The organism is Sulfitobacter sp. PR48, from assembly GCF_028807335.1.
GTDB lineage: Bacteria > Pseudomonadota > Alphaproteobacteria > Rhodobacterales > Rhodobacteraceae > Sulfitobacter.
On the sequence record NZ_JARAMM010000035.1, the window covers coordinates 1 to 18238 of the forward strand.

17 protein-coding genes are annotated in these 18238 nt (G+C 58.9%); 3 read left to right on the forward strand and 14 right to left on the reverse strand.

Annotated features, from left to right (window positions below; all coding sequences use genetic code 11):
- Window positions 1-64: 64 nt before the first annotated feature.
- The 11 genes from PVW51_RS23225 to PVW51_RS23275 all read right to left on the reverse strand — a co-directional run bounded on the left by PVW51_RS23225 (window position 65) and on the right by PVW51_RS23275 (window position 13577).
- Window positions 65-589, reverse strand: a complete 525-nt coding sequence (locus tag PVW51_RS23225; RefSeq protein WP_274578029.1) for an alpha-hydroxy acid oxidase — start codon at window positions 587-589, stop codon at window positions 65-67.
- A 127-nt stretch (window positions 590-716) separates the two neighbouring features.
- Window positions 717-1997, reverse strand: coding sequence for a Rieske 2Fe-2S domain-containing protein (locus tag PVW51_RS23230; protein ID WP_040545925.1), 1281 nt, complete (start codon window positions 1995-1997; stop codon window positions 717-719).
- Window positions 1998-2308: 311 nt separating this feature from the next.
- Window positions 2309-2884, reverse strand: coding sequence for a hypothetical protein (locus PVW51_RS23235; protein ID WP_040545926.1), 576 nt, complete (start codon window positions 2882-2884; stop codon window positions 2309-2311).
- Between the two features lie 200 nt (window positions 2885-3084).
- Window positions 3085-4935: a TRAP transporter permease gene (locus tag PVW51_RS23240; protein ID WP_274578031.1), complete on the reverse strand. Its 1851-nt coding sequence runs from the start codon at window positions 4933-4935 to the stop codon at window positions 3085-3087.
- Between the two features lie 220 nt (window positions 4936-5155).
- Window positions 5156-6145 (reverse strand): TAXI family TRAP transporter solute-binding subunit, encoded by a 990-nt coding sequence (locus tag PVW51_RS23245; RefSeq protein WP_040545928.1) that lies wholly within the window; start codon window positions 6143-6145, stop codon window positions 5156-5158.
- 310 nt (window positions 6146-6455) lie between these two features.
- The gene (locus PVW51_RS23250) at window positions 6456-6983 is read right to left on the reverse strand and encodes a MarR family winged helix-turn-helix transcriptional regulator (RefSeq protein WP_229678654.1); all 528 of its coding nucleotides are present in this window, start codon (window positions 6981-6983) and stop codon (window positions 6456-6458) included.
- A gap of 386 nt (window positions 6984-7369) precedes the next feature.
- A complete protein-coding gene (locus PVW51_RS23255) occupies window positions 7370-8404 on the reverse strand; it encodes a 2-hydroxyacid dehydrogenase (protein WP_007803182.1) in 1035 nt (344 codons plus the stop codon).
- Window positions 8404-10173, reverse strand: a complete 1770-nt coding sequence (locus PVW51_RS23260) for a thiamine pyrophosphate-binding protein (RefSeq protein WP_040545931.1) — start codon at window positions 10171-10173, stop codon at window positions 8404-8406. Before PVW51_RS23260 ends, PVW51_RS23255 begins: the two co-directional genes overlap by 1 nt.
- 132 nt (window positions 10174-10305) lie before the next feature.
- Entirely contained in the window at window positions 10306-11157 is an 852-nt protein-coding gene (gene nadC, locus PVW51_RS23265) for a carboxylating nicotinate-nucleotide diphosphorylase (RefSeq protein WP_007803184.1), read from the reverse strand.
- Between the two features lie 126 nt (window positions 11158-11283).
- Window positions 11284-12762 (reverse strand): aldehyde dehydrogenase family protein, encoded by a 1479-nt coding sequence (locus tag PVW51_RS23270; protein ID WP_007803185.1) that lies wholly within the window; start codon window positions 12760-12762, stop codon window positions 11284-11286.
- Between the two features lie 56 nt (window positions 12763-12818).
- Complete coding sequence (locus PVW51_RS23275) at window positions 12819-13577, reverse strand: IclR family transcriptional regulator domain-containing protein (protein ID WP_008335451.1); 759 nt, start codon at window positions 13575-13577, stop codon at window positions 12819-12821.
- A gap of 105 nt (window positions 13578-13682) precedes the next feature.
- Here PVW51_RS23275 and PVW51_RS23280 point away from each other — a divergent pair, with 105 nt between their 5' ends.
- From PVW51_RS23280 to pcaF, 3 genes are read left to right on the forward strand one after another with little or no spacing between them, the layout of a single operon-like run.
- On the forward strand, window positions 13683-14402 hold the full coding sequence (locus tag PVW51_RS23280) for a 3-oxoacid CoA-transferase subunit A (protein ID WP_007803187.1): 720 nt from the start codon (window positions 13683-13685) through the stop codon (window positions 14400-14402).
- Between the two features lie 17 nt (window positions 14403-14419).
- On the forward strand, window positions 14420-15097 hold the full coding sequence (locus PVW51_RS23285; protein WP_008335453.1) for a 3-oxoacid CoA-transferase subunit B: 678 nt from the start codon (window positions 14420-14422) through the stop codon (window positions 15095-15097).
- On the forward strand, window positions 15094-16293 hold the full coding sequence (pcaF, locus tag PVW51_RS23290) for a 3-oxoadipyl-CoA thiolase (RefSeq protein ID WP_007803192.1): 1200 nt from the start codon (window positions 15094-15096) through the stop codon (window positions 16291-16293). The genes PVW51_RS23285 and pcaF overlap by 4 nt, the downstream gene beginning before the upstream one ends.
- Before the next feature lie 5 nt (window positions 16294-16298).
- Here pcaF and PVW51_RS23295 read toward each other — a convergent pair whose 3' ends face one another.
- The 3 genes from PVW51_RS23295 to PVW51_RS23305 form a co-directional block, all read right to left on the reverse strand.
- Window positions 16299-16799: a LysR substrate-binding domain-containing protein gene (locus tag PVW51_RS23295; RefSeq protein WP_311135730.1), complete on the reverse strand. Its 501-nt coding sequence runs from the start codon at window positions 16797-16799 to the stop codon at window positions 16299-16301.
- On the reverse strand, window positions 16792-17583 hold the full coding sequence (locus PVW51_RS23300) for a TniQ family protein (RefSeq protein ID WP_007803196.1): 792 nt from the start codon (window positions 17581-17583) through the stop codon (window positions 16792-16794). Before PVW51_RS23300 ends, PVW51_RS23295 begins: the two co-directional genes overlap by 8 nt.
- On the reverse strand, window positions 17580-18238 hold a 659-nt coding region (locus PVW51_RS23305; protein ID WP_274578045.1), incomplete at its 5' end, for a TniB family NTP-binding protein. The genes PVW51_RS23305 and PVW51_RS23300, both read right to left, overlap by 4 nt.

The window sequence follows — 18238 nt, forward strand, 5'->3', positions numbered from 1 at the left end:
TACACCGCATCGGGCCAGCTACCCGAGCGCTCCGAGGGGGTTATTTTTGCATGCCGATAGGGGGTCAAGTTTGCGTGCCGATTGACAGATCACGTTCGCGCTTGCCGCCCACGAGTGAATCGACAGTCAGTACCAGAGCCGAGTAACCGGCCGCCTGTGCCCGGTCGATCAGCGCATCAGCGAATGCGCCCTTCCCCCACGGATAAAGCTGGAACCAGAGGGGACCCTTGCTCCTCCGCGCGATCTCTTCCAGCGTCGTGTTCGAGGCGGTCGAAACCGTGAACCCGACCCCGGCTCGTTCGGCCGCAGCGGCGAGGTGCAGATCTCCCTGGGGCCAGTAGAGGCCGTTCAGCCCTGTCGGCCCTATGAAAAACGGCTTCGAGTATGTTTCCCCGAACAGCTCCAAGGTGAGATCGACGCTCCCCCCTTTGAGGATTCGCGGCGTGAGAACGATATTCGTGAAGGAACTGCGATTGTGCCGCAGCGTCACCTCCGATTCCGCGCCCCCATCCAAATAATCGAACACCACCCGTGGCAGGCGACGCCGTGCCTGCGCCCGCAAGTCTTCGATATTGATTGCTGTCGTCATAACGCCTGTCGCCCGCCGAGCAGAATCCGTCGAGGGAAGCTATGAAAGTCCGACGGCACCACGAAAAAAGAGCCGCCCAAAACCCCTTGAGGCCTTGGACGGTTCAGGGAGGAAACATGTGCGCAAGTTATTCCGCCGCTTCCGTCTTGCTCGACGTGTCCACCAGTGTTCGCCAATCGACGTCCTTAGGATACACTCCCTCGTGAGAGGCGATTACCCTTTGCGGAATCTTCGACTCGGTGCCGATTGCCTGGCCACCTTCGGCGACTTTCTTTGCCGCATCGGCCATGAGGCGGCGGAACTCGACAATCGCCAGGTCGGAGGCCCCAAGAATGTCCGTGTGACGCTGTACGCGGCTACCCATCGAAACCCACATCACAATATCTTCGTTCGGAATGCCGTCCACGCCGGTAAAGTGGCCCTCTTTCATCCTTTCTCGGTCCTGCTTGAAGTCGTTCTCCAACGTCCGGAGAGAGCGCCATTTGTGGTCCACGTCCTCACCCGGTACGGCATGGGCAAACTTGCGCCACTCTTCAGTGGAGGGAACGTTCGGTCCGTCGAAGGCTATGAAGTGAAACGCTGTCTCATCGTCATTGATCGGCACGATGACGCTGGCGACCCGGTAGTTGTTGTTCGGCGGAATCAGCGAATAATAGGGCGCGATAAATTCGGTGATCCGGAGATAGTTGTGCGTCTGAGCGTTTTTGATCGGCTTACGGATCGCCGCGTAATGGAAACCGTAGCTCGTGGTTTCAGTCTGCATACGCGGAGATTTGTCTGTCGATGGGCGGTACCATGATTTGTCGTCCGCCGCGGCGCCCTCGACCCGTGCCGGAACCATATTCGAGGAATGGAGCGATGATGAATGCGCGCTATCGATCTGGCCCTCGTGAATCTGCGCCCAGTTGGCGGGCACGCGAATCTTCAGGATCGAAACTGGGGTGTCTTCGGTTGGCGCAAAGGCCGGCGGCTGGAACTCGGGCATATCATCTTTCTCGCCGAGCCAAGCCCAGACGAAGCCGCCCCACTCCCGCACGGGGTAGGAACGATGTTTGACCTTGTCCATCAATGGACTGCCTTCCGGCTCTGAAGACATTGCGACGACATTGCCTTCAACATCCATCTTCCAGCCGTGATAGAGGCAGCGCAGCCCACATTCCTCGTTACGGCCATAGACCAGAGAGGCCTTTCTGTGGGGGCAAAGCTCATCCAGCATTCCCAGACGACCCTTGGTATCCCGGAACGCGACATAGCTTTCGCCGAGAACTTCGACTCGAAGCGGTTTGCCGTCCGACTCTTCAACCTCTTCGATCAGGCATACAGGCGTCCAATGCTGACGCATAAGTCGCGCCATCGGGGCATCCCCCGTTACGCGTGTAAGCAGTTCATTCTCTTCGGGTGTAAGCATCTGGGCTCCTCCAATGGCATCCGACTCTTTCAGTGGATGAGTGGTTTTCGACCTCTCAACTATTCTTAGCTCTCTAAGTTTTATCTGTCAACGTAACCTGCCACTTTTTTTTCCCGCGTTGTAGGTATCGACCTAACTTGTTGTCCGAAATAGCGGGTTCTGAACTAGATCAAGCTGACGAGATCGCAAAACCGAGATACTTTCGCGCAATTGTGGTCCGGAACCTCCCCGACAGCGGCTTGCCGGGCCCGTCTCTGAGGTGTCATGGCAGCCAGCCTGTGCATAAGTCGCGGCAAGCGAACCATCTCGCTTCACCGTGTGAGCCATGGACGCAATCTCTTGCCCAGAAACGGCGCAACGTAGACACCGTTCACTCCGGTGAGCACCAGCGCAACAAGAAACAGAGACACGGGACCTGGAAGGTTTTGCGTGAGCGGTTGCAGCGCGTAGTAGATAAGGATCAGCAGGGGATAGACACCCAGCATGCTGGTGACCCAGGCCTTCCAATAGCGCGGCGCGGCTGGCGGTTTCGGGTCAGTACCGTTGGCCGGCACCTGGTGCCCTACAGTCACCGAAGCGAAGCTCAGCCTCTCTTCGAGATCATGGGCCAAGGCGGCCATTCCGTCTCGGAGCGAAACGGATGCTTCTTCCCCAAGCAAGGTCACCGAAAAGATGATCTGGTCAATGCCAGTCTGATTCTGTAGGGACATGCGAGCGTCAAATCGGTTCCAATCTAGGTGATACAGAGCGGCATCGTTTATCGCCTTCGCGACGACCGCGGCCTGTGCAAGGGGTGCTCTGATGGAAACCGACAGCTCGGGGATCGCGTCGGTGCCAATACTAAGCTGTTTTGGCCCAAGTTCTTCCGGCCCCGGTGTTTCATTCATTTCCTGAACCTCGAAATACTTTGCGCCGGTTGCGAAGTGATCAGCTCCCACCTATGGAAGTAGCCGCCTGTGTTCCGCGTCATAGGCCGACCGGCCCGGACCAACCTTAAAAATTGGCCCAGGCCACATGCCGTCTCTGGGTTGAATCCCTCGATGACCAGACTGCGCTTCAATCGGGTCAACCTGCTGAGGCGCCACAGCTAGGCACTGTCCACGCGGGCGTTTTCTGTCGTGAATGCGATCTGCCGGAATAGCATTGCGACAATCACTAAAATACAGATCGCGGATACCGCCAAGTAAGGGCTTACGGCGCCAATCGCAGCGATTGGCAGTACGCCCCGTTCGACTGCACTGAGTTGCGTCTTGACCAAGCCTTCCAGAGAGGCTGCGACCGCGAGTGCTCCGGCAAAGGCGCCCACTACGGCCAAAGTGTTTGCCAGAGGACCGAGCTCTAGGAGGATGCCTGGGTTCCACACGAAGGCGAAGGGCAGAAGGAAGCCGACGATGGCCAGCCGGACTGCGGAGAAAGCGATCTTGAAGGGGTCTTCGTCGGCGATCGCTGAGGCCGCGATTGCTGCCACGGCGATCGGTGGCGTAAGTGCCAAGAGAATCGCATAGTAGAGCAGAAACATCTGGCTCGGCAACGTCGGGAAACCGAGCTTTGCCAGCGCCGGTCCGACCAGCACGGCTGCCAGGATATACGCACTGGGCGTTGGCATCCCGAGACCGAGAACAATCGTGACGACCGCGGCGATAACGAGTGTCAGCAGTGGTTGCATGTTGCTGACAGTCAAAATGACGTTCGCGGATTTCATTCCAAGGCCGGTCATCGACAAGCCGCCAATCACAAGACCGGCCGCGGCACAAGCGCCGGCGACTGGCAGAATCTGGAGCGTAGTCGCCCCCAGCCCTTCCACCAACTGCCACAGTGACAGCCGTGTGTCTTTCAGCATCATCGCGGACAGGATGGTTACTAGAACTCCGACACCGGCTGTGAAGGTCGGGGAATACCCCAGAATGAGGGCGACGATGATGCCGATGATCGGCAGCAGGAAAACCCATCCGGTCCTGAATGTTTCCTTTGCTGAAGGTATTTCGTCTGCAGAGGGTCGAAGGTTGTGCTTGACTGACCGGAAGTGAACCTGAGCGAAGACACCCGTGTAGTATAGAAGCGCCGGCACCAGAGCGGCGAGCACGATGGCGTTGTAGGAAATGCCGGAATACTCGGCCATGATGAAGGCTGCTGACCCCATGATCGGAGGCATCGCGCTTCCGCCAGACGACGCCGCGACTTCCACCGCCCCCGCGAACCGTGCCCGATAGCCGAGTCGCTTCATGACAGGGATCGTGATCGACCCCGTTGCAACAACATCGGATGTTGGGCTCCCGGACATCGTGCCGTACAGGCCCGACGAAATGATCGCGATTTTGGCGGGGCCGCCGCGCGCATTGCCGGTCACAAGCGCTGCAAGGTTGAAAAAGAAGTCCCCTCCCCCGGCCTTGGCCAGGAATGTTCCAAACATCACGAACAGGAAAACATAGCTAGCAACGACCTGAAGCGGCACGCCAAAAAGTCCATCGGTGGTGAAAACCAGAATATCCAAGAGATAGCTGAACTCGCTGACGCGATGCCCGAATGGCGGCGGCAGAAGAGAGCCAAACAGATTATAAATCAGGAAGAGGGCGACAACGCCGGTCAGGCCTAGGCCGGTGGTCCGGCGGGTCGCTTCGATGGTCAGAAACAACAAGGCTGAGCCAAAGAAAAACTGATCGGTTGTGAATTCGTCGAGTAGACTGATCCGGTCCGCAATCGCTCCCGAGGTCACGTAGAAATACACCCCTGTGGCCAGGCTCAGCGCAGAGAGAACCCAATCATAGATCGGAATGCTGTCCGGCGCGCGCGAGGTCGCGCCGATCGCGAGGAAGAGAATCGTGAAAATGCCCGATACGAACAGAATGCCCTGAATGAGCGGATCGGAGATGATGAAGAGGTTCGAGTGGATTACCCAAACCGCGAATGCCGCCGCCAGAACCATGACGATGGTTCTCATCGGCGAGCCTAAATTTCTACGACGACCGGTTTCTGTAAGCGAAGGAAAATTCATGTAGACCCCGTATAAGGCAGAGAAGAGAAAGAACCGCGATGTATGGGCCGCGCGATGACATGACGTGACATCTCACGTAGCCACCGCGGGGCATTGCTCTGTGCAGTCGATGAGTGGGCCGGCGCGTGTCGTTGCAGCGCGCGCCGGCCGGATCGCGGGATCGACCTTAATTGAGCAGACCCAGTTCTTTGTAGGCACGCTCCGCACCAGGATGGAACGGCAGCGTGGTCTGCGACGTCAGAAGTTCCGGTGTGAGCGCCTGCATCGCCTTATGCACGCCGCGGATCTCGTCGATATTGGACGCGATGCTCTTTGCGAGCATGTAGCCAGTTTCTTCCGGCAGTACATCGGAAGTGATTACCATCGCACCCAGTGCGAGCGTGACGACATCTTCGGTCTGGTTCTTGTAGCTGTCGGCTGGAATTGTGAACGTGCCGGTTCCGAAACGCTCGTTGGTCGCAGCGATGATGTTTTCGGGAACGCTGAGCAACACGACGTGATTGCCCTCGTCAACTTTACGGAACGACGAATGTCCGATGAAAATGCCGTTGATCACCATATCGGTGCGGCCGTCTGCAATCAGATCTGCTTGCTGTGACGAACCACCACGGACAAGCACGCCGCCATTGGACTCGATCGTGGCTTCGTCGTAGCCCGCCTCTTCGAGCATGAAGGTCGCGATGTTGGCGACGATGTTCCCGGCATTGTTGTTCGCAACACGGATCGCCGCGCCGGACGTCGCGAGGTCGTCAATGCTGTCGATGCCATATTCTTCGGCAAGAGACTTCTTGATGAAGAAGTGCATCGGCGCCCAGTTGTACATGTAGCCGATGGCTTGAAGGTTCTCGATCGGCGCGTCAAACGGTTCGTCCCCTGCGAGGGCCAGCTTGATCTCGGCATCATGTGCCATCCCCAGGTCGGTCCGTTCACGGCCCAGAAGGCCGATGTTCGCAAAGCCACCACCGGTGGCCTGATAAGTCACCACGCCGCTCGGGTCATCCGCCTTGACGGCACGGTCAATACCAGCGCCCAGAAGCGACCAAAGCCCCGAGGGATTGCCGCCTGAAAGGGTCACATTAACGCTTTCTGCGGAAGCAGCGCTCGCAAGAACCGCGAGGCCGATCGATGCGGCAACGGCTTTGATTGGAAATTTCATGTCTTCCTCCCTGTTTTCAGTAGACATCTAATATTAGATATCTATCTTTAATGCTAGTAGTCTATCCACTCGCACCCGTCAACCCTGATTGAAGTCGAGACTATTGTTCAGCGAAAGCCACTCAAGTCATAGTTCCTGACGCGGAACACGCCGAAGCCGTGTGTCCGGCGTAGGTGCTTTGTCGTGACGCACTATCAACCCGTGGAGCCCCGGAGCAGCAGGCCTCAAACCCCCGCCCCCATAGGCTCTCTATGTCCGCAACCGCCATTGAATGGCCCGCGCCGGACACTCGGCACGCATGGCTCGCGATTCAGTTTGCTGTGTTGCCCTTGGTCGGGGGAACACGGACCCCTCTGGCGGCCGCATCCTGTTCGTCATTTTCGAGGTTCCGGATCATCACGGCAAGTGCGTGTCGCAAGTCTTCCTGAGCTTTCTTGGACAGTCCCGCCATCGCTGCATCGTTCACTTCGAGCGCCAGAGGTTCGAGAACGTCGCGCAGCTCCAAGCCCTTCCGCGTCAGAAACGCGTGCTGGCGCCGTTTGTTGCCCTCGACGTTGCGTCGCTCTATGAAACCCAATTCTTCCATTTTGATGAGCGCGGTGTGGGCGGTGGGTTCGGTGAGATGCGCCCGGTCGCTCAGTTCGCGTTGCGACAACCCGTCTTCCTGCCAGAGGATGCGCAGGAAAATCCACTGACCGAACGTAACATTTTCCGTTTGCAGTCGAAGTTGAAGCGCCCGGTTGAACCCGCGGGCCGCCAGTCGTACCAGCCGGGCCATGCGCTCGTCGGGTTGGACAGGTACGTGGCTTGATTGCTTTTCTTTCATCGCATCGCTCACGGCCTGTCTCCACACATGGTTTTTATCCAAACAGCGCGCCCGCCCGGACTTGATAGCTAAGAACTCCAGAGTTGTGGCGCGCGCAACATAGGTGCCGAGCCTTGGTACAAAGTCAAGACATGGAAGCCGGGGTGCCTATCGTTGGGCCCGAGTATGGACTTTCTTCCGGGGTGGTTTTGCCCCTGTGTCGGGATTGTGCGCCGGTTGCTTTCCAGTACGCGACCATCATGCGCCGACACCTGCCTTGCACCACTGTGCCGCACAGCGCCGGGCAACCGTTGTGTAACGCCTCCGGCAAACCCGGCGCGGTTCACGGCCATTCAATAGGTGCAAGGAACATAGGCTCTGCAGTTCGGCTGTGCACACCGTTCGCGCGGAGGGGTTGGTCAGTTCAGATCGTTCAACTTTTGTCGCCAGCGTTCCACCACATCGGGGTTCCTGACATATGTCGGCAGATCACCTTTCATGATGCGTGTTGCGTTTTCGACGAGGACGTCGGGCATGACCGTGTAGAGATCAATGGTGTGGCCCAGGATATGCGGGGTGAGGATCACCCGGTCGAGGCCGCGCAGCGGGTGGTCGGCGGGCAGCGGTTCGGTTTCCGTCACGTCCAGCCCCGCACCGGCCAGGTGTCCTGCTGTCATCACCCGCACCAGCGCATCCTCGTCAATGAGACCCCCGCGCGAGGTGTTGATCAGAACCGCATTTGTCTTCATCGCGCGCAGTTCCGCCTCGGCAATCATGCCTCGCGTCTGCGCGTTGAGCGGCACATGCAGGCTGACCACATCGGACGTGGTCAGCAGCGCGTCGCGCTCCACCAACCGTACGCCCGCGGGTGCGGTGTCAGGTGTCAGGAACGGATCGTGCACCAGGATCTGTGCCGGCTCGAACGCCAGCAGTCGCTCGATCACCCCGGCCCCAATCCGGCCAGACCCGATCAGGCCGATCGTCCGGCCCCGCACCATCCGCGCATACATCTGCTGCGGCCGGCCCGCATTTTCGCGTAGCAGGCGTTCGGATTCATGCAGCCGGTACAGCAGCACCAGCATCAGCATCACTGTCGCCTCTGACATCGCCAGAAAGTTCTCGGGCGTTGCACCATTGGCCACGATCAGACCACGCGCGGCACAGGCCTCCAGATCGACCGCATCCACCCCGATCGTCGGAAAGACCAGCGCCCGCAGCCGTGGTGAGGCATCCAGATCCGCCTCGCTCAGCCGCGACCGCGAGCTGGCCACGATGATATCAACGTCCGACAGCAGCGCCTGCCGTTGCTCTTCCGTCAGCCGCAGCGGAACACCCGGGGTGATCTGGGGGCCGCGAACGACCTCCCAGCCTTCGGCCCGCAGCCGATCCGTTGCGGTGTCCAACACCTCTTCCAGCACAGGATCCTGCGCAATATAGATCTTCGGGGTCATCATCAGTCGCTCCGCGTCAGGCCAGCGACCATGTTGGGGTTATACCCCGGCTGGACACGTGCATCGATCACTACGCTCTTGCCCGCGCGCACCATCTCGACGCCCTGTTTGATCGCCTCGACCAGCTCGCCCGCGGTAAAGACCGGGCCGATCCCTTCGCAGCCCTGCGCCCGCGCAACTCCGGCAATGTCGATATCCGGATCACCGATACGCTGGCCGATCCACTTGTTCTCGACCGGGCGGTTGCGGGCCACTGCCACGCGTTCCTGGTGCACCTCGTCATTGTAGAACGAGCGATTGTTCGACACCACCGCCAGGAACGGAGTGCCATAATGCGCCGCCGTCCAAAATGCCGAGGCCGCCATCATGAAGTCGCCGTCCCCAAGAACCGCAACAGGCAGCCGGTCGCTGTCTTTCAGCGCCAGCGCCGCCCCGATCAGCATCCCAGGACCCGAGCCGATCCCCGCGCCGCCATCCGAACCCAGGAAGTCCAGCGGATGACGGAAGTGCCACGCCTCGCCCGCCCAACCCAACGGCCAACGCACAAAGCTGGCACAGACACCTTCCAAACCTTCGCCAAGCGCCCCGGCCAGCGTCATGATATCAAGCTCAACATCTGCATCGGGGGCGTTCAGCGCGGGTTTGACCGGCAAATCACCGGGCATCTCGCCCGCCCCTACACCCAGGGCATCGGCAATCGCATGCATCGCAACATCCGGGCCACAGGCCAGGTGCAGATCCAGCGCAGGCAGCGCCTGATGCTCCATCCCCCAGCCATTGTGCAGCTGATAATCCAGCGACGCCTGGATCACCTGCGCCGTCACTTCGCCCGCCAGTTTCAGCGTACCCGCGACATCCAGCCAGTCCAGACTCAGGATCACATCGGCCTCGCGCAGCACCGCGCCCGCCGCGTCGTCGATGAAGAAGGCTGGTTTACCCCGATGCCGCGGGTGATCCGTCGGGAAAGACGCCCCGATCCGGATATCCGTCAGAACCTTCGCCCCCAGCCCCTCGACAAAGGCCACACGCCGCGCCCAATCCGCCGGATCGCGCGACACCCGCCCCGCCAGCACCACAGGCGCCTTGGCGTTCTTCAGCAGGTCCGCCGCACGTGCCACGCCTTCGGCCGAAGGAGCCGCAGGCAAAGGCGGCTGGTAACGCGCAAAATCCGGCAGCGCCGGGGCCTGCGCGTGCTGCTTTTCCTGGATCGACACATCAAAGTTCACATAGGTCGGCCCTTTCGGCTCGCTCCGCGCGATCACATCCGCACGCAACATCGATTCCAGCGCCGCCTCCATCGAGCCAGGCTGATCGTCCCATTTCACATAATTCCGGATCATCGACGCCTGGTCACGGCAGGTATGGAGCCAGTCAATCCAAGGACGCCGCAGCGCCGCATCAACCGGCCCCGTCGCACCATAGATCAGCACAGGAACCCGATCACACCATGCGTTGAAGATCGCCATCGTCCCATGCATCAGACCCACGTTGCTGTGCAGAATCACCGCCAATGGCTCCCCCGTCACCTTCGCATAGCCATGTGCAATCGCAACCGCATGCTCTTCGTGCAGACACAACAGCATCTGCGGATCTTCATTACCAAGGTGGTTCACAAGGCTGTCATGCAAACCCCGAAAGCTCGACCCAGGGTTCAGCGCAACATACTTCACCCCCAAACCTCGCAACATATCCGCAAATACATCGCTACCCCAAACTCCCAAACTATCCGACGATACTGGGCGCTCAACCTGATACAGCCTGTGCTCTGTCATGTGTTTTGGCCTTTCCTTATGAAGTGTTGATGCAGCAGCGCCCCATTTTGAAAGGCGTACGCAATAGGTATTTATTGCCCGCCGAAAGGGCGGGCATTTTGCATTTCAGACGGTCTGGAGCGGTTCAGAGGATCAGAAATCCAAACCGAAATCGACGGTCCCCGCCGAATGGGTCAAAGCACCGGAGGAAATATAATCCACATTTGCCGATGCGATTTCGCGCAAACGGCCAAGGGTCACATTCCCGCTGGCTTCTGTCTTCGCCCGCCCGTCAATGCGCTTTACGGCTTCGGCCATGTCTTCGGTCGACATATTGTCAAACATGATGACATCTGCGCCCCCGGTCTGAAGCACCTCGTCCAACTGATGCAAACCGTCGATCTCGATCTCGACCACGACCATGTGACCCACATTTCGCTGAACGGCTTCCAACACCTGTTTGATGCCACCAGCCGCTGCGATATGGTTGTCCTTGATCAGGATTGCATCGGACAGGGAAAACCGGTGATTGTGGCCGCCGCCATGCAAAATCGCGAGTTTCTCGACAAGCTTCAGCCCCGGTGTGGTTTTGCGTGTACAGGTGATACGTGTCTTGGTACCCGCAAGTTCCTGCACATAGGACGCTGTCAAAGTTGCCGTCCCGGACAACCGCCCGGCAAAGTTCAGGGCAACACGCTCTGCGGCAAGGATCGACGCCGCCGATCCCTCTATACGCATCAAGGTATCGCCCGTTTTGCAGGCCGTACCATCCGCGACAACAGTCTCGACAATAAGATCGGGATCAATCAGCCGAAACGCCAGAGAGGCCACCTGCATCCCAGAAACAACCGCGTCCTGCCGTGCACGCATTTGCGCCTTGTAGCGCGTGCCTTCAGGCAGAACGGAACGGGTTGTCACGTCGCCTGCTGCACCCAGGTCCTCCACAATGGCGTTCCGAACCATAGGTTCGAGGATGATATCGGGGACGTTCGCAACATTGCTCATTATTTTTCAGATCCTTGTCGGTTTGCAGAAAGGGTAGGAAGGGATGGTCTCATCCCGGCCAAAGCAATCAATAAAGAAAAAGCTTTTGGATCCCAGACCCCGTTCGCACATTACCTCTGCACCGGGTTACTGACCCGACAGATTGATATGCACATTCTTTTCATGGGTGAAGGAAATCAGCTCGCCAATACCTTCTTCGCGCCCGATACCCGATTGTTTGACCCCACCGAACGGGGCACCAAGGAAATGCCGGCCAACTTCGTTAACCCAAACAAACCCGGCCTCGACACGAGCAGCCGTGCGATGAGCCGTAACCAAGTCCCGAGTCCAAATTGCGCAGGTCAGCCCCAGCTCAAGTGCGTTGACCTCGTTCAGCATGGAATCTTCGTCCGACCATTTGCGGACCGCCAGAACTGGCCCGAAAATCTCTTCGCGAGCGATACGCATCTGCGGCGTTACATCCGCAAAAATCGTCGGCGCGATGAAGCTTCCCTGTGCCAGCGCACCTTCGGTCACCGCATGGCCGCCGGTTACGGCACGCGCGCCTTCGCTCATGGCGGATTCGATGAAGTCCATGATCCGATCGAACTGTGTCCGGCTGACGATCGCCCCCATCGTGGTCTCCGGCTCTGTCGGAATGCCTGGCTTGTACCGTTCGACAGCCGCTTTGAGATGTGAGATGACCGCATCGTGGATGTCTACATGCAAGAAAGCGCGGCTCGTCGATCCGCAAGATTGCCCGCACCAGCCGAAATTCATGCCGCCGACGATCGCATCGGCGATCTTCTTCGGATCGCTGTCCGGATAGGCGATCAGCGCGTTCTTGCCGCCGAGTTCGAGCAGCACTGGTTTGACGGTGTCGCTCGCGCTGCGCATCACCGCCCGGCCCGCGGGTACGGAGCCGATGAGTGTGACCTTGGCGACGTCGGGATGTTCGGCCAGCCCAGCTCCTGCCTCGACGCCGCCCGGCAGAACATTGAACGTGCCTTTAGGCAGCAGGCCATCGATGAGCTCCGCCAGCCGCAGCGAAGACAACGGAGCCTGAACCGGCGGCTTGATGATGACGGCATTGCCTGCGGCCAGAGGCGCTGCCATCTTTCCGCCGCAGAACATGAACGGATGATTAAAGGCAAGAATCCTTGCAACCACGCCCATCGGCTGGCGTAGGGTCATGTTGATGCGCTCTGGTCCCATAGGGATCGTATCACCCTTCATTTCGGTCACAAGACCGGCGAAAAACTCCATCTGCGCTGCCGCAATCGCGGCGTCGCCGCGCATTTCAGTATAGGGGTTGCCACAGTTTGCAGCGTCCATCATCGCCAGTTCATCGCCATGCTTTCGCAAGAGATTTGCGATTTCCTTCAGGATACGTGCGCGTTCCAGCGGCACAACATCCCGCCATACCTCGAACCCTTCTTTCGCTGCCGCAACCGCCGCATCGACATCGGCGCGACTTGCCGTCGCAACCGACCCGATCCGCTCGCCGGTTCCTGGGTTGAAAGTGTCTTCGTACTTTCCCTCTAGTGGCGGCACCCATGCGCCGCCGTAGTAGAGATGGGCTGGTTCTTGAAGAGAGAGCTTCGCGTCTAGTTTCAGATTTTCCATCTAAGGTATCCTCCCGGCTTGAGGCCCTAATAACTTAGACTTCTAAATAATGTCAATCAGAGAACCCGCCCGAGGGCCGATTGGACGCCAAGCAAGTGCGGCAAGTATGTTTCAATCGTCTGCTTCGGTGTCCAGCCGGCAGACGACAAACCGATATTGAGAGCAGCGACGGTCAAACCCTTGCGATCATTCAGCGGAACAGCGATTGACCGTAAACCCGTTTCCACTTCCTGGTCCACAAACGCATATCCGTCCTCTCTCGCAGCATCGATCCGGCACAAGGTCTGAACTGGGTCGAGTATTGAGAACTTGGTCCGCGGGGTAAGGTCCGAGCGTCTGACAAGCAGGTCAGCCTCTTCGCGAGGCAGCGCAGCCAACAGAACCCTTCCCATCGAGGTGCAATGGGCGGGGAGTCGTGACCCAGGCATGAGCCCGATGGACATCACACGTTTCTGCGCCGCGCGCGCGATATACACGATCTCGGTCTCATCGAGCAGTGCCACGGAACAGCTTTGACCAATTTGCTCGGAGAGTTGGTCAAGCCAAGGTTGGACAATCTGCGAGAGCGGTAGGGAAGCAAGTGCGGCCACTCCGAGCCGTAGGATGCGCGGGGTAAGAGTAAAAAACTTACCGTCATAGTCGGCGTAACCTTCGCGGTGGAGCGTCAACAGTACGCGTCGCGTAGCAGCGCGATCCAAGCCACTGGCGACGGCAGCTTCGGATATCGAAAGACGCGGGGATGTGGGTCCGAAGGCTTCGATCACTTTCAGCCCCTTGGCGAGCGAGGCGATGTAGTCGGTGGGATTGTTCAACATGCGAACGTTGATATACACATGTTGAAAAAAGATCAATATATGAACATTTTACTCGCTACGGCGGTAATCTAGGGATATTTCGAAGTGAATGTAAGGAGGATCCTGATGAACAAAACATCGCCCAGCCTCGCTGACGCGGTTGCGGATATCCCCGATGGCGTACAGGTTATGATCGGTGGCTTTGGAGGCTCCGGAGCCCCGATCGAACTGATCCACGCTTTAATCGACCGCTTTCGTGCCACCGGCAGCCCCAAGAATCTTACCGTGATAAACAATAACGCGGGAAACGGCGCGATCGGAATCGCCGCGATGATCAAAGCGGGGATGGTCAGGAAGATGATCTGCTCTTTCCCGCGCAGCTCCAACGCCGAGGCATTCAACGAAAAATACCTGGCAAGCGAAATCGAGCTCGAGTTGATCCCGCAGGGTACATTGGCCGAACGCATTCGCGCGCGCGGAGCAGGCATTCCCGCTTTTTATACGCCAACTTCTTTTGGTACCGAGCTTGCCGAAGGCAAGCCGACAGAGACGTTCGACGGCAAGATGTACGTGCAAGAGTTGTGGTTGAAGGCCGACTTCGCCCTGATCAAAGGCCATGATGGTGACGAGACCGGCAACCTTACCTATCGTTTGGCTGGCCGGAACTTCAATCCGTTGATGGCGATGGCTGCCGATCGCACGATTGCGCAGGTCTCCAACCTCCGCGCACCCGGCTCCATCGATCCTGAGGCGGTAGTTACCCCCGGAATCTTCGTCGACAAGATTGTCGAGGTTCCCGCGCCTCAACAAGAAGAAGTACTCGTGCGTAGGGGGGTGGTCTACTGATGTCCGGTTTCAATTTAATGGAAGACAAACTGACGAACGCGCAGATCGCGTGGCGTGCCGCTCAGGATATCGAAGATGGTTCCTATGTGAACCTCGGTATCGGATTTCCCGAGATGATCGCCAAGTTCCAGCCCGATGGCCGCGATGTAACCTATCATACCGAGAACGGCGTGCTGGGATTCGGAAAAGCCCCTGCGGAGGGACAGGAAGACTGGGATCTTATTAATGCGGGCAAAAAGGCGATTACATTGAAGCCCGGTGCATCCTTTTTCCATCATGCCGACAGCTTTTCGATGGTGCGCGGTGGCCACCTCGATCTGGCCGTTCTTGGCGCGTATCAGGTCGCCCAGAACGGCGATCTGGCGAACTGGCGCGTAGGCACCAAAGGCGTGCCGGCCGTGGGTGGAGCAATGGACCTTGTGCATGGGGCCAAGCGTGTGGCGGTTGTAACTGACCATGTAACCAAGGATGGCGGCCCGAAACTGGTCGAGGCCTGTACTTTCCCGCTGACAGGCGTCGGGTGCGTGACCCGCGTCTACACCTCTCTGGCCGTGATTGACATCGAAGATAGCAAATTCGTGCTTCGTGAAAAACTGCCGGGCATCACTTTGGACGCCTTGCAGGCGGTGACTGGCGCGACGTTGCACATTGTTGGCGAAGTTGCCGAACTCAATGTTCCCGAGGGAATCTCATGACTGACGTATACATATGCGACTACATCCGCACACCAATCGGCCGCTTTGGCGGTGCGCTTTCCTCCGTCCGCGCTGACGACCTTGCCGCGATTCCGCTTCGGGCCATTGCCGCGCGCAATCCGGGCCTCGACCTTGCCGCGATCGACGAGGTGATCTTCGGCTGCGCCAATCAGGCTGGCGAAGACAACCGCAACGTCGCCCGCATGGCGCTGCTTCTCGCAGGCTATCCCGAGACGGTGCCGGGTACGACGATGAACCGACTTTGCGGCTCGGGTATGGATGCGGTCATCACTGCAGCTCGGGCGATCAAATCCGGCGAGGCCGAGCTGCTTGTCGCCGGAGGGGTAGAGAGCATGTCGCGCGCGCCATTCGTGATGCCCAAGGCCACCTCCGCCTTCTCGCGGGCCAATGAGGTCCACGACACCACTATCGGCTGGCGTTTCGTTAACAAGCTGATGAAGGAAAAATATGGCGTCGACAGCATGCCCGAGACGGCAGAGAATGTGGCCGAAGATTTTGGCATCTCGCGCCCCGATCAGGATGCCTTCGCCTTGCGCTCGCAGCAGAAAGCGGCCAAAGCCCAAGTCAATGGCCGTTTGGCCCAGGAGATCGTGCCGGTTACGATCCCGCAGCGCAAAGGTGATCCTCTGGTCATCGACACCGACGAGCATCCGCGTTCCACGACTACATACGAAGGCCTGAAAAAGCTTCGGCCCTTCGTGAAAGCCGATGGCACTGTGACAGCGGGCAACGCCTCTGGCGTGAATGACGGGTCTGCCGCTTTGATCCTTTCGACGAAAGAAGCTGCCGAAAAGCATGGGCTTAAGCCGATCGCCAGAGTGCTCGGCGGGGCGACCGCCGGCGTGGCGCCGCGCATCATGGGCTTCGGCCCGGTTCCGGCCTCGAGAAAGCTTCTGGCGCGTCTTGGCCTGCGCCAAGAGGAGTTCGCAGTGATTGAGCTTAACGAAGCTTTCGCCTCGCAGGGCCTCGCCACGTTGCGTAATCTTGGGATTGCTGATGATGACGTGCGTGTGAACCCCAATGGCGGGGCAATCGCGTTGGGTCATCCGCTGGGCATGTCGGGTGCGCGGATTACTGGCACCGCGATGCTTGACCTCAAGCCTGGTGAGAAATCGCTATCCACCATGTGTATCGGTGTAGGACAGGGTATTGCTATTGCGCTAGAAGCCGTCTGACTGGCTCAACGACGGGCGCAATCCTCTTCAACCCGCCGGTGTAGAAGCCGCGCCAGCAGATCGGCATGGCTGTCTTCGTCGAACGTGAACTTGCGTGTCAGACCTACCGCCCCGGCCATGTAATCCGACTTTAGATCGAGCGCAGCAAGGCTGCCGCGCGCAATTTCCCGCGCCACGACGCCGCGCGAGATGAACCAGAGCATCTCAGAACCTTCGAGAAGCGTTTGCGCCGCCGGCAGGGCCACCGTCTCGAACACCGGTGTGAGATCGGATAACCCCATCGCGGCAAGGTATTGATCCACGCTCTGACGGATGATCGCGCCAGGGTTGGGCAGGATGAGGGGATAGCGTAGCAGAGCGTCGGTCACCGGCAGATCCAGCGCTGGATGTCCGGCGCGCGCCACCAGCAAGATCGGCTCGTCATAGAGATACTCGAAAGACAGGTGTCGCGTTGCCCTTAAATCTGAGACACGACGCGTTCGGGGATATTTTTTGCCCTTAATTATGAGATTCCACTGCCATCGCGCCTATGCTTTTCGCGCGCTGCCGGGCGATGTAATCGACCGCGGCAAGCAGACGTGGCTCCTTATCGAAGGCGCGCAATAGAGCAACCCTTGCATAGTCGTCGATGCCGGAGCTTGAGATGGCCGCTTTGACCAGTGGACGGGATTGGGCTGCATCAATTGCAGCAAGGCAAAACAGCCTTACTTCCAGCCTGTGGCCCTGAAGAGCGTATAACGGATCTCCGCGGAAGGCCTTTAATGATATGGCAAAGGTGACCGCGCGCATTGCGCGCCGAAATTGCTTGGAGCTGCGTAATCGCGCGGCGTATTCAAGCCGCGCGGCGCCGTTGCGCGCACGATTTATCAGCTTTTCGGGCATCTGTTCGCCACTGGCCTTGCCGAGCGTCGGCACAAGTCTCGTCCCACAAACCTGGCAGTCGAATGCCCAGGCTCGCCTCCAATGCTTGAGCGAAAGGCCCTCTCTGGAACATTGCAGGCAATGCTGGAATGGTATCTGGGCCGTCAGCGAGGCTTCTCGTGTCGTCATTGCTGGGAAGGTCAAAGATCGCACAACATCTGGGTCAATCCGTGCGGCGTTGGCAATCTTCGCCGCCGCAGCCGCGTCGACGTTGAAGTTCAAGGCGGTGCCATGCGCGGTATCGATTCTGAGATGAGCCAGTAGTTCCGCATCATCACAGTAGTTGGCCGCCGCCAGCCTAGACAACCAACCTGACAACAACTCGTCGGGCAGCGGCGCGACAGTCTTGGGCAGCGGGTGCGGCTTCACACCCCGGACTTCTCGAGCCGCCGATGGGGGTTCGCATGGCGCGACCAAACCGGCGTCCATTTTGCGATTGCGTCATCGGTGATGCATTCATCACCTGTGACAATGGCGTCGATGGAAAGATCCTTGATCAGGGCGAAGATGCGCGAGGTCACCCCGCCGGTCAGCGCAAGTATCTGCTTTAGTGACTTGACCTTCAGATTGGATTTCTTCTCGAGGGGCATTGCCGCGATGAGTGTCTGGATCATGTCCGAGAACTCGGCGTCGTCGCGCCAGTTTGGAAGGTGATGTTCGTCCAGCCGCCTGGCAAGCTGGATATCACCACGGATGGCATCGACGGCCTCGCTGACCCCCAGGCAGACCAGCGACACTTCGAGTTCATTGCTGAGATACCGCAGAACATTGAGAAAGCGGCGCTGTTCGCGGTGGGTCCCGGCCAAGAGGTTGTGGACTTCGTCGATCATGATCATCCGCAGGCCAAGGTCGCGCAAGAGCGCGACGACACGGACTTCGAGGGAGGCCACATTTTGAGCGCGCGCGCTCAGTGCCGTGGCCGGTGCCCCGACGGTCGCCAGGATGTGCAGATAGAACCGTCGTTCGTCGGGAGCTGGTGGTGCTTGTAACAGTAACAGCGGCGTTCGCGTAATTCCCGATGCTG